Below are 13,612 nucleotides of genomic sequence, written 5' to 3' on the forward strand. Positions count from 1 at the left end.
ATGAATCTTCTCGCCATCGAAACCTCGACCGAAGCGTGTTCCGTCGCGCTGATGCATCGCGGCCGGGTGATCGCGCGCAGCGAGATCGCGCCGCGGCGCCACGCCGAACTCGTGTTGCCGATGGCCGACGCGCTGCTCGCCGAGGCGGGCCTGACGCGCCGCGCGCTCGACGGCATCGCCGTCGGGCGCGGCCCCGGCGCGTTCACGGGCGTGCGCCTGGCCGTGTCGCTCGCGCAGGGCATGGCGCTCGGGCTCGACCTGCCGGTGGTGCCGGTGTCGTCGCTCGCCGCGCTCGCGTGGGACGCGCCGGACAACGGCGCGCCGGTGCTCGCGCTGATCGATGCGCGCATGGGCGAGGTGTACGCCGGCACGTTCGTGCGCGACGCCGTGCGCGGCCTCGTGCCGCTCGCGGCGGAATCGGTCGGTGCGGCGGACGCTCTCGCGCTGCCGGACGCCGACGCGTGGAACGTCATCGGCAGCGGCTGGGACGCCTACCGCGACGCGGCGCGCGCGCGGCTCGGCGCGCCGCCGCGCTGGTCCGACGGCGCGCTGTACCCGCAGGCCGCCGCGGTCGTGCAGCTCGCCGCGGCCGAGTTCGCGGCGGGTCATGCGGTGGCGCCGGAACTCGCCCTGCCGGTGTACCTGCGCGACAAGGTGGCGCTGACCTTGACCGAACAGCGCGCGGCACGAGCGTCAGCGCAGTAGCAGCAGCGTCGACAGGCCGAGGAACGAGGCGAAGCCGCAGCAGTCGGTGACGGTCGTCAGGATCACGCCGCCGGCGAGCGCCGGATCGATGCCGAGGCGGCGCAGCAACAGCGGCAGGAACACGCCCGACATCGCCGCGGCGATGAGATTGATCACCATCGCCGCGCCGAACGCGAGCGCGAGCCACGCGTCGCGATAGACGAGCAGGGCGATGCCGCCGACGGCGCACGCCCACAGCACGCCGTTGGCGAGCGCGACGAGCACTTCGCGTTTCAACAGCAGCACCGCGTTCGACGCGCTGACCTGGCCCAGCGCCATCGCGCGCACCATCAGCGTGAGCACCTGCGTGCCGGCGACGCCGCCCATGCTCGCGACGATCGGCATCAGCACCGCGCAGGCGACCACCTGCTTCAGCACGCCTTCGAAATTGCCGATCACCCACGACGCGAGAAACGCGGTGAGCAGGTTGATGCCGAGCCACACCGCGCGGCGGCGCGTGGTGCGCGGCACCGGCGCGAACAGGTCGGCGTCCTCGTCGAGGCCGGCCGCACCCATCGCCTGGTGTTCGGCCTGCTCGCGGATGATGTCGACGACGTCGTCGATCGTGATGCGGCCGAGCAGCACGTTGTTCTCGTCGACCACGGGCGCGCTGACCCAGTCGTGATTGGCGAAGCGCTCGGCCACTTCGGGCGCCGGCATGTCGGCGGGAATGCCGGGCTGCTCGTCGTCGATGAGGCGGTTGACGGCGACCGCAGGATCGGCGGTCAGGAGCTGCGCGAGCGAAATGCGGCCCTGGTACTGGCGGCGGCGCGACAGCACGTACAGGTGGTCGGTGGCTTCCGGCAGCTCGCCGCGCAGGCGCAGATAGCGCAGCACGACGTCGACCGTGACGTCGGCGCGCACCGTCACCACGTCGGGATTCATCAGGCGGCCGGCGGTGTCCTCGTCGTACGTGAGCATCTGCTCGAGGCGCTCGCGGTCGACGCGGTCCATCGAGCGCAGCAGCTCGTCGATGACCGTGTCGGGCAGGTCGTCGAGGAGGTCGGCGAGGTCGTCGATGTCGAGCGACTCGGCCGCGGCGACGATTTCGTCGGGGTCCATCGCGCGCAGCAGGTCTTCGCGCACTTCGTCGCCGACGTGCACCAGCACTTCGCCGTCGTCCTCGGGATCGACCACGCCCCAGACCACCTGGCGCTTGGCGGGCGGCAGCGATTCGAGCAGGTTGCCGATCTCGGCCGGCGACAGTGTGTTGACGAGGCGCTTGACCGGCCCGAGGCGACCGCTGTCGATGGCCTGCTCGAGCAGGCGCAGTTGCTTGGCGGCGCGTTCCTGGGCGATCTCGGCCATCGCGGGCTCCCGTTTGCGACGCGCGATTATCGACGCTGCGCGCCGCCGCGGCTAGCGCGGCGGCGTTTGAAGTTTCGGCTACAAGTTCACAAAGGGAGAAGGCCGGCCGTCAGGGAACACCCGACAGCCGGTACAGCACGTAGCCCGCGTCCTCGACGACGAGCGCGGCATCCGGCGGCGTCCAGGCGCCCGGTGTGCACAGACCGTTCGGTTCACCCTGTACCTTGCCTTCGGGCGTGTCCTTCATGCGCCGGGACTCGGGCGTCGGCCGGCGCAGCATCAGGTACGGTACGTCGAAGCGGCGCATGTAGGCGACGAGCTCGCCGGCGTCGTCGGTGTAGTGCCGCCGCGTATAGCTCATCGTGACGAGGTCTTCGAAGCGCGCCGGCAGCCGCGCCGACGCGCCGAAATCGGCGCAGCCGACGACGCGCGGCGCGCCGGGCAGCGCGCGCAGGTATTGCGCGATCCGCGCCATGCCGTGCGTTTCGAACGCCGCGCGGTCGAGCTTGCGCGTATCGCGCGGGCCGCGATCGAAATGCAGGTCGAATTCGCGCGTGCCGGTGATCCAGCTCGCGCTGCAGAACGCGTACGCGGCCTGGAACAGCGCGAACGCCAGCAGCGCCGCGGTCGCGCCGGCGCGCAGCGCCGCGTGGCGCGCGACGCGCGGCCACAGGATCGCGACACCGACGACGACGGCCGGCACGATCGCCGCGATGAAATAATTTCCGTCGCCGCCGCGCGCGTTGTAGCGCCATGCCGTCGCGACGATCGCGCCGGCCAGGATCAGCGCGACGGCCGGCGTGCGGGCTTCGCGCGGCAGCGGCACGTGACGGCCGCCGAGCGCGAACGCGGCCAGCGGCAGCCACAGCCAGACGTTGCCGGTCCAGGTGATGATGATGTGCTCGAGCCTTTCGGGACGGAACAGCCAGTCGACGATGAGCGCCGGGACGCCGGCCCACTCTTGCGGCCAGTTCCATTGCAGCGTGCCGACCGGTTCGCGCAACGTGAAGCCGAGCGCCTGCCACAGGCGGAACAGCGGATCGGGCCCGATCGTCGGCATGCCGGCGAGGAGTTGCGTACGTGCGGTGACGAATACGGCGACGGCGACCGCCAGTGCGAGCGCCACGAGCGCGGCGCGCGGTGACGGCGCAGGCTGCGGCAAGGACGCGACCGGCGCCGCGCGCCGCAGCCACGCGTGCGCGAGCGTCGCGACGGCCAGCAGGCCGAGAAAAGGAATCGCCGTGAGCTTCGACTGCGTCGCCAGCAGGCCGTACGCGGCGAGCCAGGCGAGCGCCGGCCATTGCCGCGTGCGCAACCAGTCGATCGCGGCGAGCGATGCGAGCACGACGAAGAGGCACGCGATCACGTCGGGTTTGGGTTCGAGCATCGGATTGGCGACGGCCGGCAGCGTCAGGCATACGGCGGCGGCGAGCAGTTGCGCGCGCGCATCGTCGACGCCGCAGCGTGCGAGCAGCCGCGCCGCGGCAAGACCGAGCAGCGCGCCCACCGCGAGGGTCATGCCGTTGATCGCGCTGAAGTCGCCGAGCCCGCTCAGCGGCTGCAGGTACAATTCGTACATCTTGGGAAAATAGTGCACCGGCGAGACGAGGCCGAGCGAGCGGTATGCCGAGACTTCGCCGGTCAGCACGTATTCGCCGCGCAGGCCGTACCAGAGCGGGTCGAAGCCGGTGACCACGTTCGTGCGCGCGAACAGCACGCAGAACCAGCCGGCGAGTGCCGCGGCGACCGCACGATCGCCGCGCGAGAGGGTGCCGAACGCACGTGCCGCGTACGCGACGAGCGGCTGCGCGCGCGCCAGCGGCAGCGCGACCGCGAGCAGCAAGGTGAGCCAGCGCAAATCCTTCGTCGTACCCGCGCCGAGCGCCGATGCGGTCCACGCGCACACGCTCCACACGGCAAGGCCGAGCGCGAACGCGCGCAGGTAGTCTTCGCCGTCGCGCGGCTTGCCGTCGCCGCCGGCACGCAGCGCCAATGCGCCGAGCGCGACGGTGATTTCCAGGTACAGCGCGTCGACGAGCAGCGGAATGTCCACGGCATGGCGGCGCAGATACAGCGCGGCGAGCGCCGCCGACAGCGCGATGCGCAGGCGCGACGACGCGACGAACTGCAAGCCTGCGAGGCCTGCGACCAGCACGAGCGCTTCGAGTCCGCCCTGCCAGGTCTGCGGCGTACCGACGTGCCACCCGAACGGCCCGATCGCGAGGAGGCGCCACGCGACGACGGCGCAGAACAGCAAGGCGGTGACGACGAGCATGACCGCCCGTATCCGGGGCGAGCGCGCAGCCTGCGCGGGCGCCGTGTCCTCGGCGACGTGATCCATGTATTTCTCCGAACGGCTTTCCGCCTCAAGGCCGCGCATCGCACGCGAACGGCACCGGGCGTGTTTTTCTACAGGCGTGTCCGTGGAAAACAGCCGACATTTTTCGGGCCGGTCGCTGTCTTGCGCGAGCCGTGCGCAGCGTAGACGAGCGCTGCGCCGGGAATGTAAGAAAGACGTTGCGAAGGTGCCGCGCAGTCGCCGGCGCGGCGCGCGGCGTTACGCGAAGTGGCGGCTCTTGAGCAGCGCGAACGCGCGCTCGTCGCGCTGCGGTTCGGACGGATTGGAGTTTTCCACATCGCCGACCGTGGCGAACTCGACGACGTCCCACCCGCAGCGGTCGAACAGGCGCTTGAGCCCCGGCACCGAGAAGATCCAGTAGTTCGTCGCGTCGTTGTTGCACTCGTCCGGCGCGAGCAGATAGGCCACCGGCGCCTGCGCGAGTTCGAGCCGGCGGTCGGTCGTGTAGCGCGCCACGCGCGTGCTGACGAACGTGTAGCGCGCATGCCGCGCGAGCTTCTCCATCACGTAGTACGGGTTCTTCAGGTGATACAGGATGCCGAGGAACAGCGCGACGCCGTACTCGGCGCGCGGCGGCGTGAAATAGCTGTCGAGGTCCATCGGATGGATGTCGACCTTCGCGCCGAGCAGTTCCTTCAGGTGCGCGGCGCCCTGGAGGCCGTTCCAGTTCGTCGCCGGCCAGTCGACGATGTCGACGTCGAAGCCGAGCGATTCGAACAGATAGCCCAGATCGCCGTCGGCCGCGCCGATGTCGGCGATCGGCAGGCCGCCCACCTTCTCGAACAACTGGCGGTTTTCGCCCTTGAGCAGAAAGTCGAGGTGGTGCGTGTTCGAAAGGATGTCGTAGCCGTACCAGGTGAAACCTTCCGGCGGATTGTCCTCCTTGACCCTGCCGAGCGTCGCGCGGAAGTTGTGGGTCGCGGCGACGATCGCGCCGATGTCGAGCGAATGGGTCATGTGTCAGGCTCTCGGTTCAGGGGGATCGTCAAGCGACGCGCCGGCGGGCGCGGGCGTCGCGTCGCGCGTCAATGCGCAAAGCGTCGGCGCCGGTCGGCGATGCTGCAGGTTCGCATGGACGCTGCGGCAGGCGTTTGCGTCGAGCATGAGCCGATGCCGCGCAAGCGCCGCCTCGGCCCGCGCGGTATCCGCATTGCCGAGCAGGGCGTACAGCGGCCCGTCGGCCGCGGCGATGCGCCGCGCGGCTTCGCGGTCCATGCCCCATTCGGGCAGCGGCGGCCCCATCAGGTTGCCGCCGACGCGCACGAAACGCGTCGTCCGCGGAAACGAGGCGACCAGATAGGCGAGTGCGCCGTTGTCGGCGAAGATCACCGTCGCGCGGTCGAGATCCGGCACGTCGGGCACCGCGACCTCGACGTAGCGTTCGCCGTAGCCGGGCAGGCGGCCCCAGTCCGGCGGCTTCGTCGTGACCGCGACGAGCGCGAGCACGATGCCGACAAAGATACTTGTTGCTTTTTTCGAAACGGGAATCGCGCCGAGCGCCGCGACGAAGACGACCGGCGCGAGCATTTCGACGACGGCGAGATAGCGGTAGTAGCCGAACAGCGCGAGCCAGCCCAGGTAGCCGATGCCGAGCGCGACCAGCACGTAGCGCAGCCGTGGCGACGCGGCGCGACGCCACCACAGCGGCAGCGCTAGCACGGCGAGAAACGCGAACGGCACGCGCAGGTCGAGAAACCATTCTTCGGACACGATGCGCGGCGTATCCGCCCATGCGAGCGGATAGAACAGCCACTGCAGTGTGCCGCGCGGCAGGAAGCGATAGTCGCGCAGGTCGCCCGGCGGCGCGTACTCGCCGCCGAACCACGCGCCGAACAGCGGAAACACCGGATTGCCGTAGCGCTGCGCGAGTTCGAACATCCAGAAGCCGCCCGTCGCGAGAAAACCCGCGAGCGCCGCGAGCGCGGCACAGGCGAACAGCGCGATCGCGTCGCGGCGTCCGCTCGCCAGCAGCGGCAGCGCGATTACGATGCCGGCCGCGAACGGCGCGACGGTCAGCTTGATCCCGACCGCCGCGCCGGCGACGAGCCCGACGGCGATCGCGCGCGGGCGGTCGACGCGGCCCACGGCGAGGGCTATCGCACCGAGCAGCAACAATGTCAGAAGGTTGTCGCCGAACGTCGCGCCGAGTTCGCCGAGCTGCGTGGCACCGGTCGTGCCGACGCACGCGATGGCGACGACGAGCACGCGCGACCGCTCGGGCAGCAGCGCACGGGCGATGACGTAAATCAGCGCGAGGTTGAGCCCCTGCACGGCGCCGAGCGCGAACGTGCCGAGCGCCGGCGGCAGCGTCGACAGCAGCGCGTACTGCGCGGCCGGGAGCAGCGGATTGAAGTACGTCTGCAACTGCGCCGCGGCGAGGTCGGCGTCGCCGCGGCCGGTCAGCCATGCCCAGCCGTCGTACCAGTGGTAGTTGGCAAGATCCCAGTTGTCGCTTTGTCCCAGAAGATACGCCGCGAGACCGAACGCGAACGCGCCGATCGCGGCGAGCGCGACCGGCAGGCGATCGGCGATCGGCGGCGCCGCGTTTTCCACTCAGCGCGTCAGACGGCGGACGAGCCGTCTGGCGTACTGCATGACGTTCTGCAGCACCGGGCCGTTCGCGGTTTCGATCTGCTCGGTCAGCGCGGTGATGTCGCGGTACAGGCGCTGGTTGTGCTGGTCGCGGCGCGCCAGCAGGATGCGCAGCTCCTGCACGTCGTCGCCGCTCAGCGTGTAGCCGGGGCGGAATCGCTCGGGCAGCGGTCGGTCGACGTAGATCGTCGAGTGCGTCGGCGCGAGTTCGTCGGCGGGGCGCTCGACCGAATAGAAGTACAGCGCGATCGAGCGGCGCGTCAGGTCGGTACGGTCGGCCGGCAGCTGGATCGGCGGAAAGCCGTGCCAGCTCCATTCCGTCGTTTCGAAGATCACCGCGCGGTTGAACAGTGGCAGCACGTCGATTGTGCGATTGTCCGGCGACCGCGGATCGGAATGCAGCTGCAGCGTGCCGCCCCAGTCGAGTTCCCATTCGTGGTTGAAGTACACGATGAGGTTGAGGCGGCGATGCCACGGTTCGATCGGATGGCGGTTGAAGTCGACATGCGCGTCGAGATCCTGCCCGTTGCGGCTCTCGTGCGTGCCGCCGCCGAAGTACCACGGGTCGTACAAGAGGTTCGGAATGCCGGTGATGCGCGAAATCGTCTTGAGGAACGCGTCGGACTTGATTAGATCGTCGAGCGCGGCGTAGGCGCCGCCGAGCTCGCGGATCTTTTCAATCGTGGATTTGTTGCCGAGCGTCCCGTTTTCGGATCGCGCGTTGCCGCGCTCGAAATCGGGAAACTGCGCCAGCAGGCTGTCGGCGCTCTCGGGCGCGAAGAAGTTTTCGATGACGATGTGGCGAAACGGGTCGCGTTGCTTGAATTGCGCGGCGTATTCATCCGCGCGGGCGACTACGGTGGGGTCGAGCATGGCGGCGGTCGTCTCCGGTTTGCGGCGCGATGATGCCACAGGACCTCTGCGGCTCGGCGCGGCGTTTTACGACGACGCGCGACTGCGCAAGTTCCCCCGGTTCGCGCCGGCGAGCAGCGCGGCGATCTCGTCGTGGCTTTCGGCCTTGAGCAGGCGCGGGGCGAGCCGGCGCAGGCGCGTACGGTCGCAGCGCGCGAGCGCGTCGCGCACTTCGAGGATCGCGCCCGAATGCATGCTGAAATCGGTCAGGCCGAGCGCGACGAGCAGCGGCGTGAACGTCGTGTCCGAGGCCATCTCGCCGCACAGGCAGACCGGCTTGCCGGCCTTTTCGCCGCAGCGGATCGTGTCGGAGAGCAGTCTGAGCACCGCCGGATGCAGCGGGTCGTACAGGTCCGACACCGCGTCGTTGTTGCGGTCGGCCGCGAGCGTGTACTGCACGAGGTCGTTCGTGCCGATCGAGACGAAATCGACGAGGCGGATCAGCGCCGGCAGCGCGATCGCGGCGGCCGGCACTTCGACCATCGCGCCGAGTTCGAAGTGGTCGGCGATTTCGTGGCCTTCGCTGCGCAGGTCGCGCGCGCAGATTTCCATCAGCCGGCGCGTCGCGCGGATTTCCTCGGCGCGCGACACCATCGGCACGAGCACGCGGATCGGCCCGTAGGCCGAGGCGCGCAGGATCGCGCGCATCTGCGTCGCGAACAGCGCCGGCCGGCGTATCGACAGTCGTACGCCGCGCATGCCGAGCGCGGGATTCGGCTCGCGCGTGAGTGCAAGGCCGGTCGTGTCGGCCTTGTCGGCGCCCAGGTCGAGCGTGCGCACCGTGACCGGCAGGCCGCCCATGCCGAGCACGAGGTCGCGGTACGCGTGGAACTGCTCGTCCTCGTCCGGCAGATGATGGCGTTGTAGAAAAAGAAACTCGGTCCGGTACAGGCCGATACCGGCCGCGCCGTGCGCGCGCGCCTGCGCGACCTCGGCCGGCAGCTCGGCGTTCGCGTACAGGCGCATCGACGTGCCGCAGGCGGTGAGCGTCTGCGCGTGCGCGAGCTGCGCGAGGCGCTGGCCTTCGCGCTGCATGTCGCGCGCGTGCTGGCGGTAGCGCGCGAGATCCTGCGCGGTCGGATGCACGACGACTTCGCCGTGTTCGCCGTCGATCATGACGAGGTCGTCGTCGTGGATCTGCGCGAGCGCGTCGTGCGCGCCGACGACCATCGGCAGCCGCATGCTGCGCGAGAGGATCGCGCTGTGCGACAGCGGACTCGACCCGGTGCAGACGGTGCCGAGCACGCCCTGTTCGGCCAGGTGCGTCATTTCGGCCGGCGCGATCTGGTCGCTGACGAGGATCGTGCCGACGCGCGCGGCGATCTGGCGTTCGGCCGGACTCGTTTCGCGCGACAGCGCGGCCTGCACGCGGCCGATGACGTGGTCGATGTCTTCGCGGCGGCTGCGCAGGTACGGATCGTCCATCGCCTCGAACACCGCGGCGAGGCGGTCGCGCTGCATCTTGAGCGCCGCGCTGGCGCGGTAGCGTCCGCGCCGCACGAGGTCGAACAGCCCCGAGACGAGTTCGGGGTCGGACAGCAGCAGGCTGTGCGCGTCGATGAATTCGCCGATTTCGCGGGCGAGCGCGCCGTGCAGCTTCGCGCGGATCACCTTCAGTTCGGCGCGCGCGGTTTCCAGCGCGCCTTCCAGGCGGGTGGCCTCGGCGTCGATCTCGTTCGGTTCGAGCCGCGTCTCGTCGACCAGGAACTGGCTGGGCTGAACGAGGCGCGCGCGTCCCAAGGTCATGCCGCGCGAGGCGCCGATGCCTTTGAGGACGATGCGCATGCTCACCGGGGCCTGGCTCCTTGGTCTCTACGAGGGATGCGACGCGATTACTGGCCCTCGTCGAACTTGCGGTTGAAGAGGTCCGCGACCGCGTCGAGCGCGGCCGCTTCGTCGGGGCCTTCGGCCTTGAGTGTAACCGCAGTGCCGAGGCCTGCCGCGAGCATCATCACACCCATGATGCTCTTGGCGTTCACTTCGCGTCCGCGGCAGCGCAGCCAGACGGTCGACTGGTAGCTCTGCAGGAGGTGCACCAGCTTGGCGGAGGCGCGGGCGTGCAGCCCGAGCTTGTTGCTGATGACGACGTCGCGCTCAAGCATGATCGATGCAGATGCCGCCGCGGCCGCCGCTCGCGGCGGTCTGGGCGAGCTCGTCGAGATCCTGGTTCGGGTAGTTGAGCACGCGCAGCAGCATCGGCAGGTTCAGGCCCGACACGCAGTGCGTGCGAAAGCCCAGGCCCGACAGGCGTTGCGCGATATTGCACGGCGTCGCGCCGTACAGGTCGGACAGCACCAGCACGCCTTCGCCCTGGTCGAGCTCGCGCGCGCATTGCGACGCGTTGCCGAGCGCGGCGTCCGGGTCGGCGCTGGCCGGCACCTCGAGCACTTCGAGCGGCAGCGCGAACTGGCCCATCACATGGTGCGCCGCCGTGACCAGCGCGTCGCCCATCGCCTCGTGAGTCAACAGCAGGATGCCGACGCTCATGACAGTTTCACCGCCTTCCAGGGCTTACCGATCCCTACGCGACCTGCGCCGCGCTGGTCCCCCTCGTCGGTGTCGCGCTCGCTGCGCGAACCCATGTCAAACAGTGCCATCGCGTTACTCACGATAAAAAACGGAAACTGAAACTTCCCTGCAAGAAAGCTGCCGGGAAACCGCGGCTTCGTGCCGTCATTCTAACTCTCTGTGAAACGTCAGTACCTGTTCCCGCGTGCTGCGGAAATGTTCGGCCAGACGCTCGGCCAGATATACGGATCGATGTCGTCCGCCGCTGCAGCCGATACAAATCGTCACATAGGAACGGTTGTCGGCTTCGAAGCGCGGCAGCCATTCCTCGAGAAACCCCTTCAACTGCTCCAGAAAGCGCTCGACTTCCGGCTTGCCTTCGAGCCAGGCGCGCACGGCGGCGTCCTTGCCCGACAGCGGCCGCAGCGGCGCGTCCCAGTGCGGATTCGGCAGGCAGCGCGCGTCGAACACGAAATCGGCGTCGATCGGCAGGCCGCGCTTGTACGCGAACGATTCGAACAGCAGCGACAGCTCGCCGCCGACCATGCCGAGTTCGGTCGCGATCAGGCGGCGCAGCTGATGCACGTTCAACTCGCTCGAATCGACCACGCGGTCGGCGATCGCCGCGAGCGGGCGCAACAGCTTGCGTTCGAGCGCGATCGCGTCGTTCAGCGGCAGCCCGTCGGCCGACAGCGGGTGGCGCCGGCGCGTGTCGGAAAACCGCTTCACCAGCACGTCGTCGCGCGTGTCGAGAAAAATCAGCTGATAGTCGATGCCCAGGCGCGCGAGATCGGCCAGCACTTCGGGCAGGCGGTTCAGGTCTTCGGCGCGGTTGCGCACGTCGACGCCGACCGCGATGCGGCGATGCCCGCCGAGGCTCACCGCGTCGACCAGCGACGGCATCAGCGCCGCCGGCAGGTTGTCGACGCAGTAGAAATCGAAATCTTCCAATGTGCGCAAAGCGATCGTCTTGCCGGCGCCCGAAAGGCCGGAAAGCACGACGAGCCGGGTCTGCGCCGGCGCCGGATGGCCGGCCGCTTCGTCGCCGACTTTGATCACCATGGCGCTGTGCGTCTCAATTGATGGGCCTGCCGGTCCATGAACGTCTGGGCCGGGTCGATACCCTTGCTTTTCAGCATATGGCTGCGCACCGCGGCTTCCACAAGTACCGCCAGGTTGCGGCCCGGCGCGACCGGTATCGCGATCTGCGGAATGCGCACGTCGAGAATCTCGCGGTAGCCGACGTCGCCGGTCAGGCGCTTCATGCCGTCGAGGTCGTCAGCGGCGTTGAGCGGACGCAGGTGCACGACGAGGCGCAGGTATTTGGACGGCTTTACGGCCGTGTGGCCGAACATCTCGCGCACGTTGAGCACGCCCAGGCCGCGCACTTCGAGCAGATCCTGCAGCAGTTCCGGACAGTGGCCGTCGATGACGTCGGGTGCGATCTGCGTGAATTCCGGCGCGTCGTCGGCGACGAGGCGGTGACCGCGCGTCAGGAGTTCGAGCGCGAGCTCGCTCTTGCCCGAGCCCGACTCGCCGGTGATCAGCACGCCGATCGAATACACCTCCATGAACACGCCGTGCAGGGTTTCCTTGCGCGCCAGCAGCCGCGCGAGGTGGTACTGCAGATAGGTGAAGATCTCGTGGCCGCGCTTGGGGCTGTGCCACAGCGGCGTATCGGATTCGTTGGCGGCGTCGCGCAGGTCGCTCGGAATCGGCTGGTCTTTCGTGACGATCAGCGCGGTCGGGCGGTAGTTGATGATCTTCTGGACCGTTTCCCAGCGCTGGCGCGAATCGAGGCTGTCGAGGTAGTTCAGTTCCTCGGTGCCGATGATCTGCACCTTGTTCGGGTAGATCACGTTGAGATAGCCGACCAGCGACGGGCGCCGCGCGTGGTTGTCGCCGGGCTCGATCGCGCGTTCGTCGCCGCGCACGCCGGCGACCCAGCGCATGGCCATGCGTTCGCTCAGGCTTTCGTACAGCTGGCGGGCGGTGAGTCGGTCCATCGGACGGCTAATGGCGGCCTTTCGCTGCAAAATCGTTCGAACGTTCGCGTCCCGCGGCCGGCAGGTGCCGGGCCGGCGCGAGCGCGATAGTACCCACTATCGGGCGCGACAGGGTCATCGTGCGTTCATCGACGTTCCGAAGTCTCATCAGTTCGCGTGCCCCCAGCGGGCGAGTTCGGCGCGCAGCGCGGCGGCGTCGGGCGCGCGGCGCAGCCGCTCGACGCTCGCGGCGTCGGACGCGCGCGTGGCGATGTCGGCCAGCAGCGACAGGTGCGCGGCGGTGAAATGCGTCGGCGTGACGATCGCGGCGACGAGATCGACGGGCGGGCCGCCGTCGCCGAACGGAATCGGCCGGGCAAGTCGCACGAACGCGCCGGCGGGTTCGGCCAGCTCCGCGCAGCGGCCGTGCGGCAGTGCGATGCCGTTGCCGAGCGCGGTGGAGCCGAGCGACTCGCGTTCGGTCAGCGCTTCGAGCACGGCGAGATCGGCGCCGGCCGGCGCCACGAGGCGCGCCAGTGCTTCGAGCAGCGCATGACGCGACGTGACGCGCAGGTCCGCGACGATGCTGTCCGGGCGCAGGAGGTCGGTAAAACGCATGCCGCCGGGTATCGGGTAGCCGAAAGGCGGCGATTCTACAGCGGGGAAAGTGGAGCGGGGCGACTAAATGTTGCTTTGCAACACCCGACCAAGGTCCAGGGGCGCTTTGCGGTGCCGCGGCGCGCGATCGGTGCGGGTTTTGCAACACCCCGGCGAAGGTCCGGGAGCGGATCGTTCGCCGGGGTGCCTGAATCTCGAAGGGACTTGGACTGCCGGCGATCAGCCCGCCATGCGCGCGGCCTGGAGGACGGCGTCGCTCTTGTGGTGGTCGGTCAGCTTTTCCTTGTGCTTGCGGATCTGGCCGTCGAGCTTGTCGGCGAGCGCGTCGATCGCGGCATACATGTCCTCGGCGATCGCCTCGGCATGGATTACCTTGCCCGCGGCGGCGTGCAGGTTGGCATCGGCCTTGTGCGTCAGCTTCTCGACGCTGAGCGTGACGCTCACGCCGTGAAGATGGTCGAAGTGGCGCAGGATGCGTTCGAACTTGCTTTCAACATAGCTCCTGAGTGCCGGGGTGACGTCGACCTTGAGCCCGCTGACGTTGATCTGCATGGTGCTTCTCCTCGTTGTTGCCGGACCGTCAAGC

At 69.1% G+C, this 13,612-nt stretch carries 13 protein-coding genes; 1 reads left to right on the plus strand and 12 read right to left on the minus strand.

The genetic code is table 11. The features are described 5' to 3' along the window. Positions 1 to 705, plus strand: a complete 705-nt coding sequence (tsaB, locus tag OD750_RS05695; protein WP_263543297.1) for a tRNA (adenosine(37)-N6)-threonylcarbamoyltransferase complex dimerization subunit type 1 TsaB — start codon at positions 1 to 3, stop codon at positions 703 to 705. Here tsaB and mgtE read toward each other — a convergent pair. The 12 genes from mgtE to hpf all read right to left on the minus strand — a co-directional run bounded on the left by mgtE (position 694) and on the right by hpf (position 13,578). Further along, positions 694 to 2,052 carry a magnesium transporter gene (gene mgtE, locus OD750_RS05700; protein ID WP_263543298.1) on the minus strand — a complete coding sequence of 453 codons (1,359 nt, stop codon included), beginning with the start codon at positions 2,050 to 2,052 and terminating at the stop codon, positions 694 to 696. The two genes, tsaB and mgtE, sit on opposite strands and share 12 nt — an antisense overlap. 109 nt (positions 2,053 to 2,161) lie before the next feature. After that, positions 2,162 to 4,393, minus strand: a complete 2,232-nt coding sequence (locus tag OD750_RS05705) for a hypothetical protein (protein ID WP_263543299.1) — start codon at positions 4,391 to 4,393, stop codon at positions 2,162 to 2,164. A gap of 216 nt (positions 4,394 to 4,609) precedes the next feature. Then, positions 4,610 to 5,368 (minus strand): class I SAM-dependent methyltransferase, encoded by a 759-nt coding sequence (locus OD750_RS05710; RefSeq protein ID WP_263543300.1) that lies wholly within the window; start codon positions 5,366 to 5,368, stop codon positions 4,610 to 4,612. A 3-nt stretch (positions 5,369 to 5,371) separates the two neighbouring features. Continuing rightward, entirely contained in the window at positions 5,372 to 6,964 is a 1,593-nt protein-coding gene (locus tag OD750_RS05715; RefSeq protein ID WP_263543301.1) for a hypothetical protein, read from the minus strand. Beyond that, positions 6,965 to 7,876, minus strand: coding sequence for a 2OG-Fe(II) oxygenase (locus OD750_RS05720; RefSeq protein WP_263543302.1), 912 nt, complete (start codon positions 7,874 to 7,876; stop codon positions 6,965 to 6,967). It abuts the gene before it with no gap. Positions 7,877 to 7,942: 66 nt separating this feature from the next. Continuing rightward, positions 7,943 to 9,700 carry a phosphoenolpyruvate--protein phosphotransferase gene (gene ptsP / locus OD750_RS05725; protein WP_263543522.1) on the minus strand — a complete coding sequence of 586 codons (1,758 nt, stop codon included), beginning with the start codon at positions 9,698 to 9,700 and terminating at the stop codon, positions 7,943 to 7,945. A gap of 47 nt (positions 9,701 to 9,747) precedes the next feature. Then, positions 9,748 to 10,017 (minus strand): HPr family phosphocarrier protein, encoded by a 270-nt coding sequence (locus OD750_RS05730; protein WP_263543303.1) that lies wholly within the window; start codon positions 10,015 to 10,017, stop codon positions 9,748 to 9,750. Beyond that, on the minus strand, positions 10,010 to 10,402 hold the full coding sequence (locus OD750_RS05735) for a PTS sugar transporter subunit IIA (protein WP_263543304.1): 393 nt from the start codon (positions 10,400 to 10,402) through the stop codon (positions 10,010 to 10,012). The genes OD750_RS05730 and OD750_RS05735 overlap by 8 nt, the downstream gene beginning before the upstream one ends. 186 nt (positions 10,403 to 10,588) lie before the next feature. Next, positions 10,589 to 11,485: an RNase adapter RapZ gene (gene rapZ / locus OD750_RS05740; RefSeq protein WP_263543305.1), complete on the minus strand. Its 897-nt coding sequence runs from the start codon at positions 11,483 to 11,485 to the stop codon at positions 10,589 to 10,591. Further along, entirely contained in the window at positions 11,479 to 12,429 is a 951-nt protein-coding gene (gene hprK / locus OD750_RS05745) for an HPr(Ser) kinase/phosphatase (protein WP_263543306.1), read from the minus strand. Before hprK ends, rapZ begins: the two co-directional genes overlap by 7 nt. Positions 12,430 to 12,576: 147 nt before the next feature. Further along, complete coding sequence (locus OD750_RS05750) at positions 12,577 to 13,026, minus strand: PTS sugar transporter subunit IIA (RefSeq protein WP_263543307.1); 450 nt, start codon at positions 13,024 to 13,026, stop codon at positions 12,577 to 12,579. Positions 13,027 to 13,245: 219 nt separating this feature from the next. Further along, positions 13,246 to 13,578, minus strand: coding sequence for a ribosome hibernation-promoting factor, HPF/YfiA family (gene hpf / locus OD750_RS05755; RefSeq protein WP_263543308.1), 333 nt, complete (start codon positions 13,576 to 13,578; stop codon positions 13,246 to 13,248). Positions 13,579 to 13,612: the final 34 nt, after the last annotated feature.

The organism is Tahibacter soli (assembly GCF_025717065.2).
GTDB lineage: Bacteria > Pseudomonadota > Gammaproteobacteria > Xanthomonadales > Rhodanobacteraceae > Tahibacter > Tahibacter soli.

Bases quoted from the DNA above. Each gene is read 5' to 3' on its own strand.
- tsaB (WP_263543297.1), top strand. From the start codon at position 1: ATGAATCTTCTCGCCATCGAAACCTCGACCGAAGCGTGTTCCGTCGCG.
- mgtE (WP_263543298.1), bottom strand. From the start codon at position 2,052: ATGGCCGAGATCGCCCAGGAACGCGCCGCCAAGCAACTGCGCCTGCTC.
- OD750_RS05705 (WP_263543299.1), bottom strand. From the start codon at position 4,393: ATGGATCACGTCGCCGAGGACACGGCGCCCGCGCAGGCTGCGCGCTCG.
- OD750_RS05710 (WP_263543300.1), bottom strand. From the start codon at position 5,368: ATGACCCATTCGCTCGACATCGGCGCGATCGTCGCCGCGACCCACAAC.
- OD750_RS05720 (WP_263543302.1), bottom strand. From the start codon at position 7,876: ATGCTCGACCCCACCGTAGTCGCCCGCGCGGATGAATACGCCGCGCAA.
- ptsP (WP_263543522.1), bottom strand. From the start codon at position 9,700: ATGCGCATCGTCCTCAAAGGCATCGGCGCCTCGCGCGGCATGACCTTG.
- OD750_RS05730 (WP_263543303.1), bottom strand. From the start codon at position 10,017: ATGCTTGAGCGCGACGTCGTCATCAGCAACAAGCTCGGGCTGCACGCC.
- OD750_RS05735 (WP_263543304.1), bottom strand. From the start codon at position 10,402: ATGAGCGTCGGCATCCTGCTGTTGACTCACGAGGCGATGGGCGACGCG.
- rapZ (WP_263543305.1), bottom strand. From the start codon at position 11,485: ATGGTGATCAAAGTCGGCGACGAAGCGGCCGGCCATCCGGCGCCGGCG.
- hprK (WP_263543306.1), bottom strand. From the start codon at position 12,429: ATGGACCGACTCACCGCCCGCCAGCTGTACGAAAGCCTGAGCGAACGC.
- OD750_RS05750 (WP_263543307.1), bottom strand. From the start codon at position 13,026: ATGCGTTTTACCGACCTCCTGCGCCCGGACAGCATCGTCGCGGACCTG.
- hpf (WP_263543308.1), bottom strand. From the start codon at position 13,578: ATGCAGATCAACGTCAGCGGGCTCAAGGTCGACGTCACCCCGGCACTC.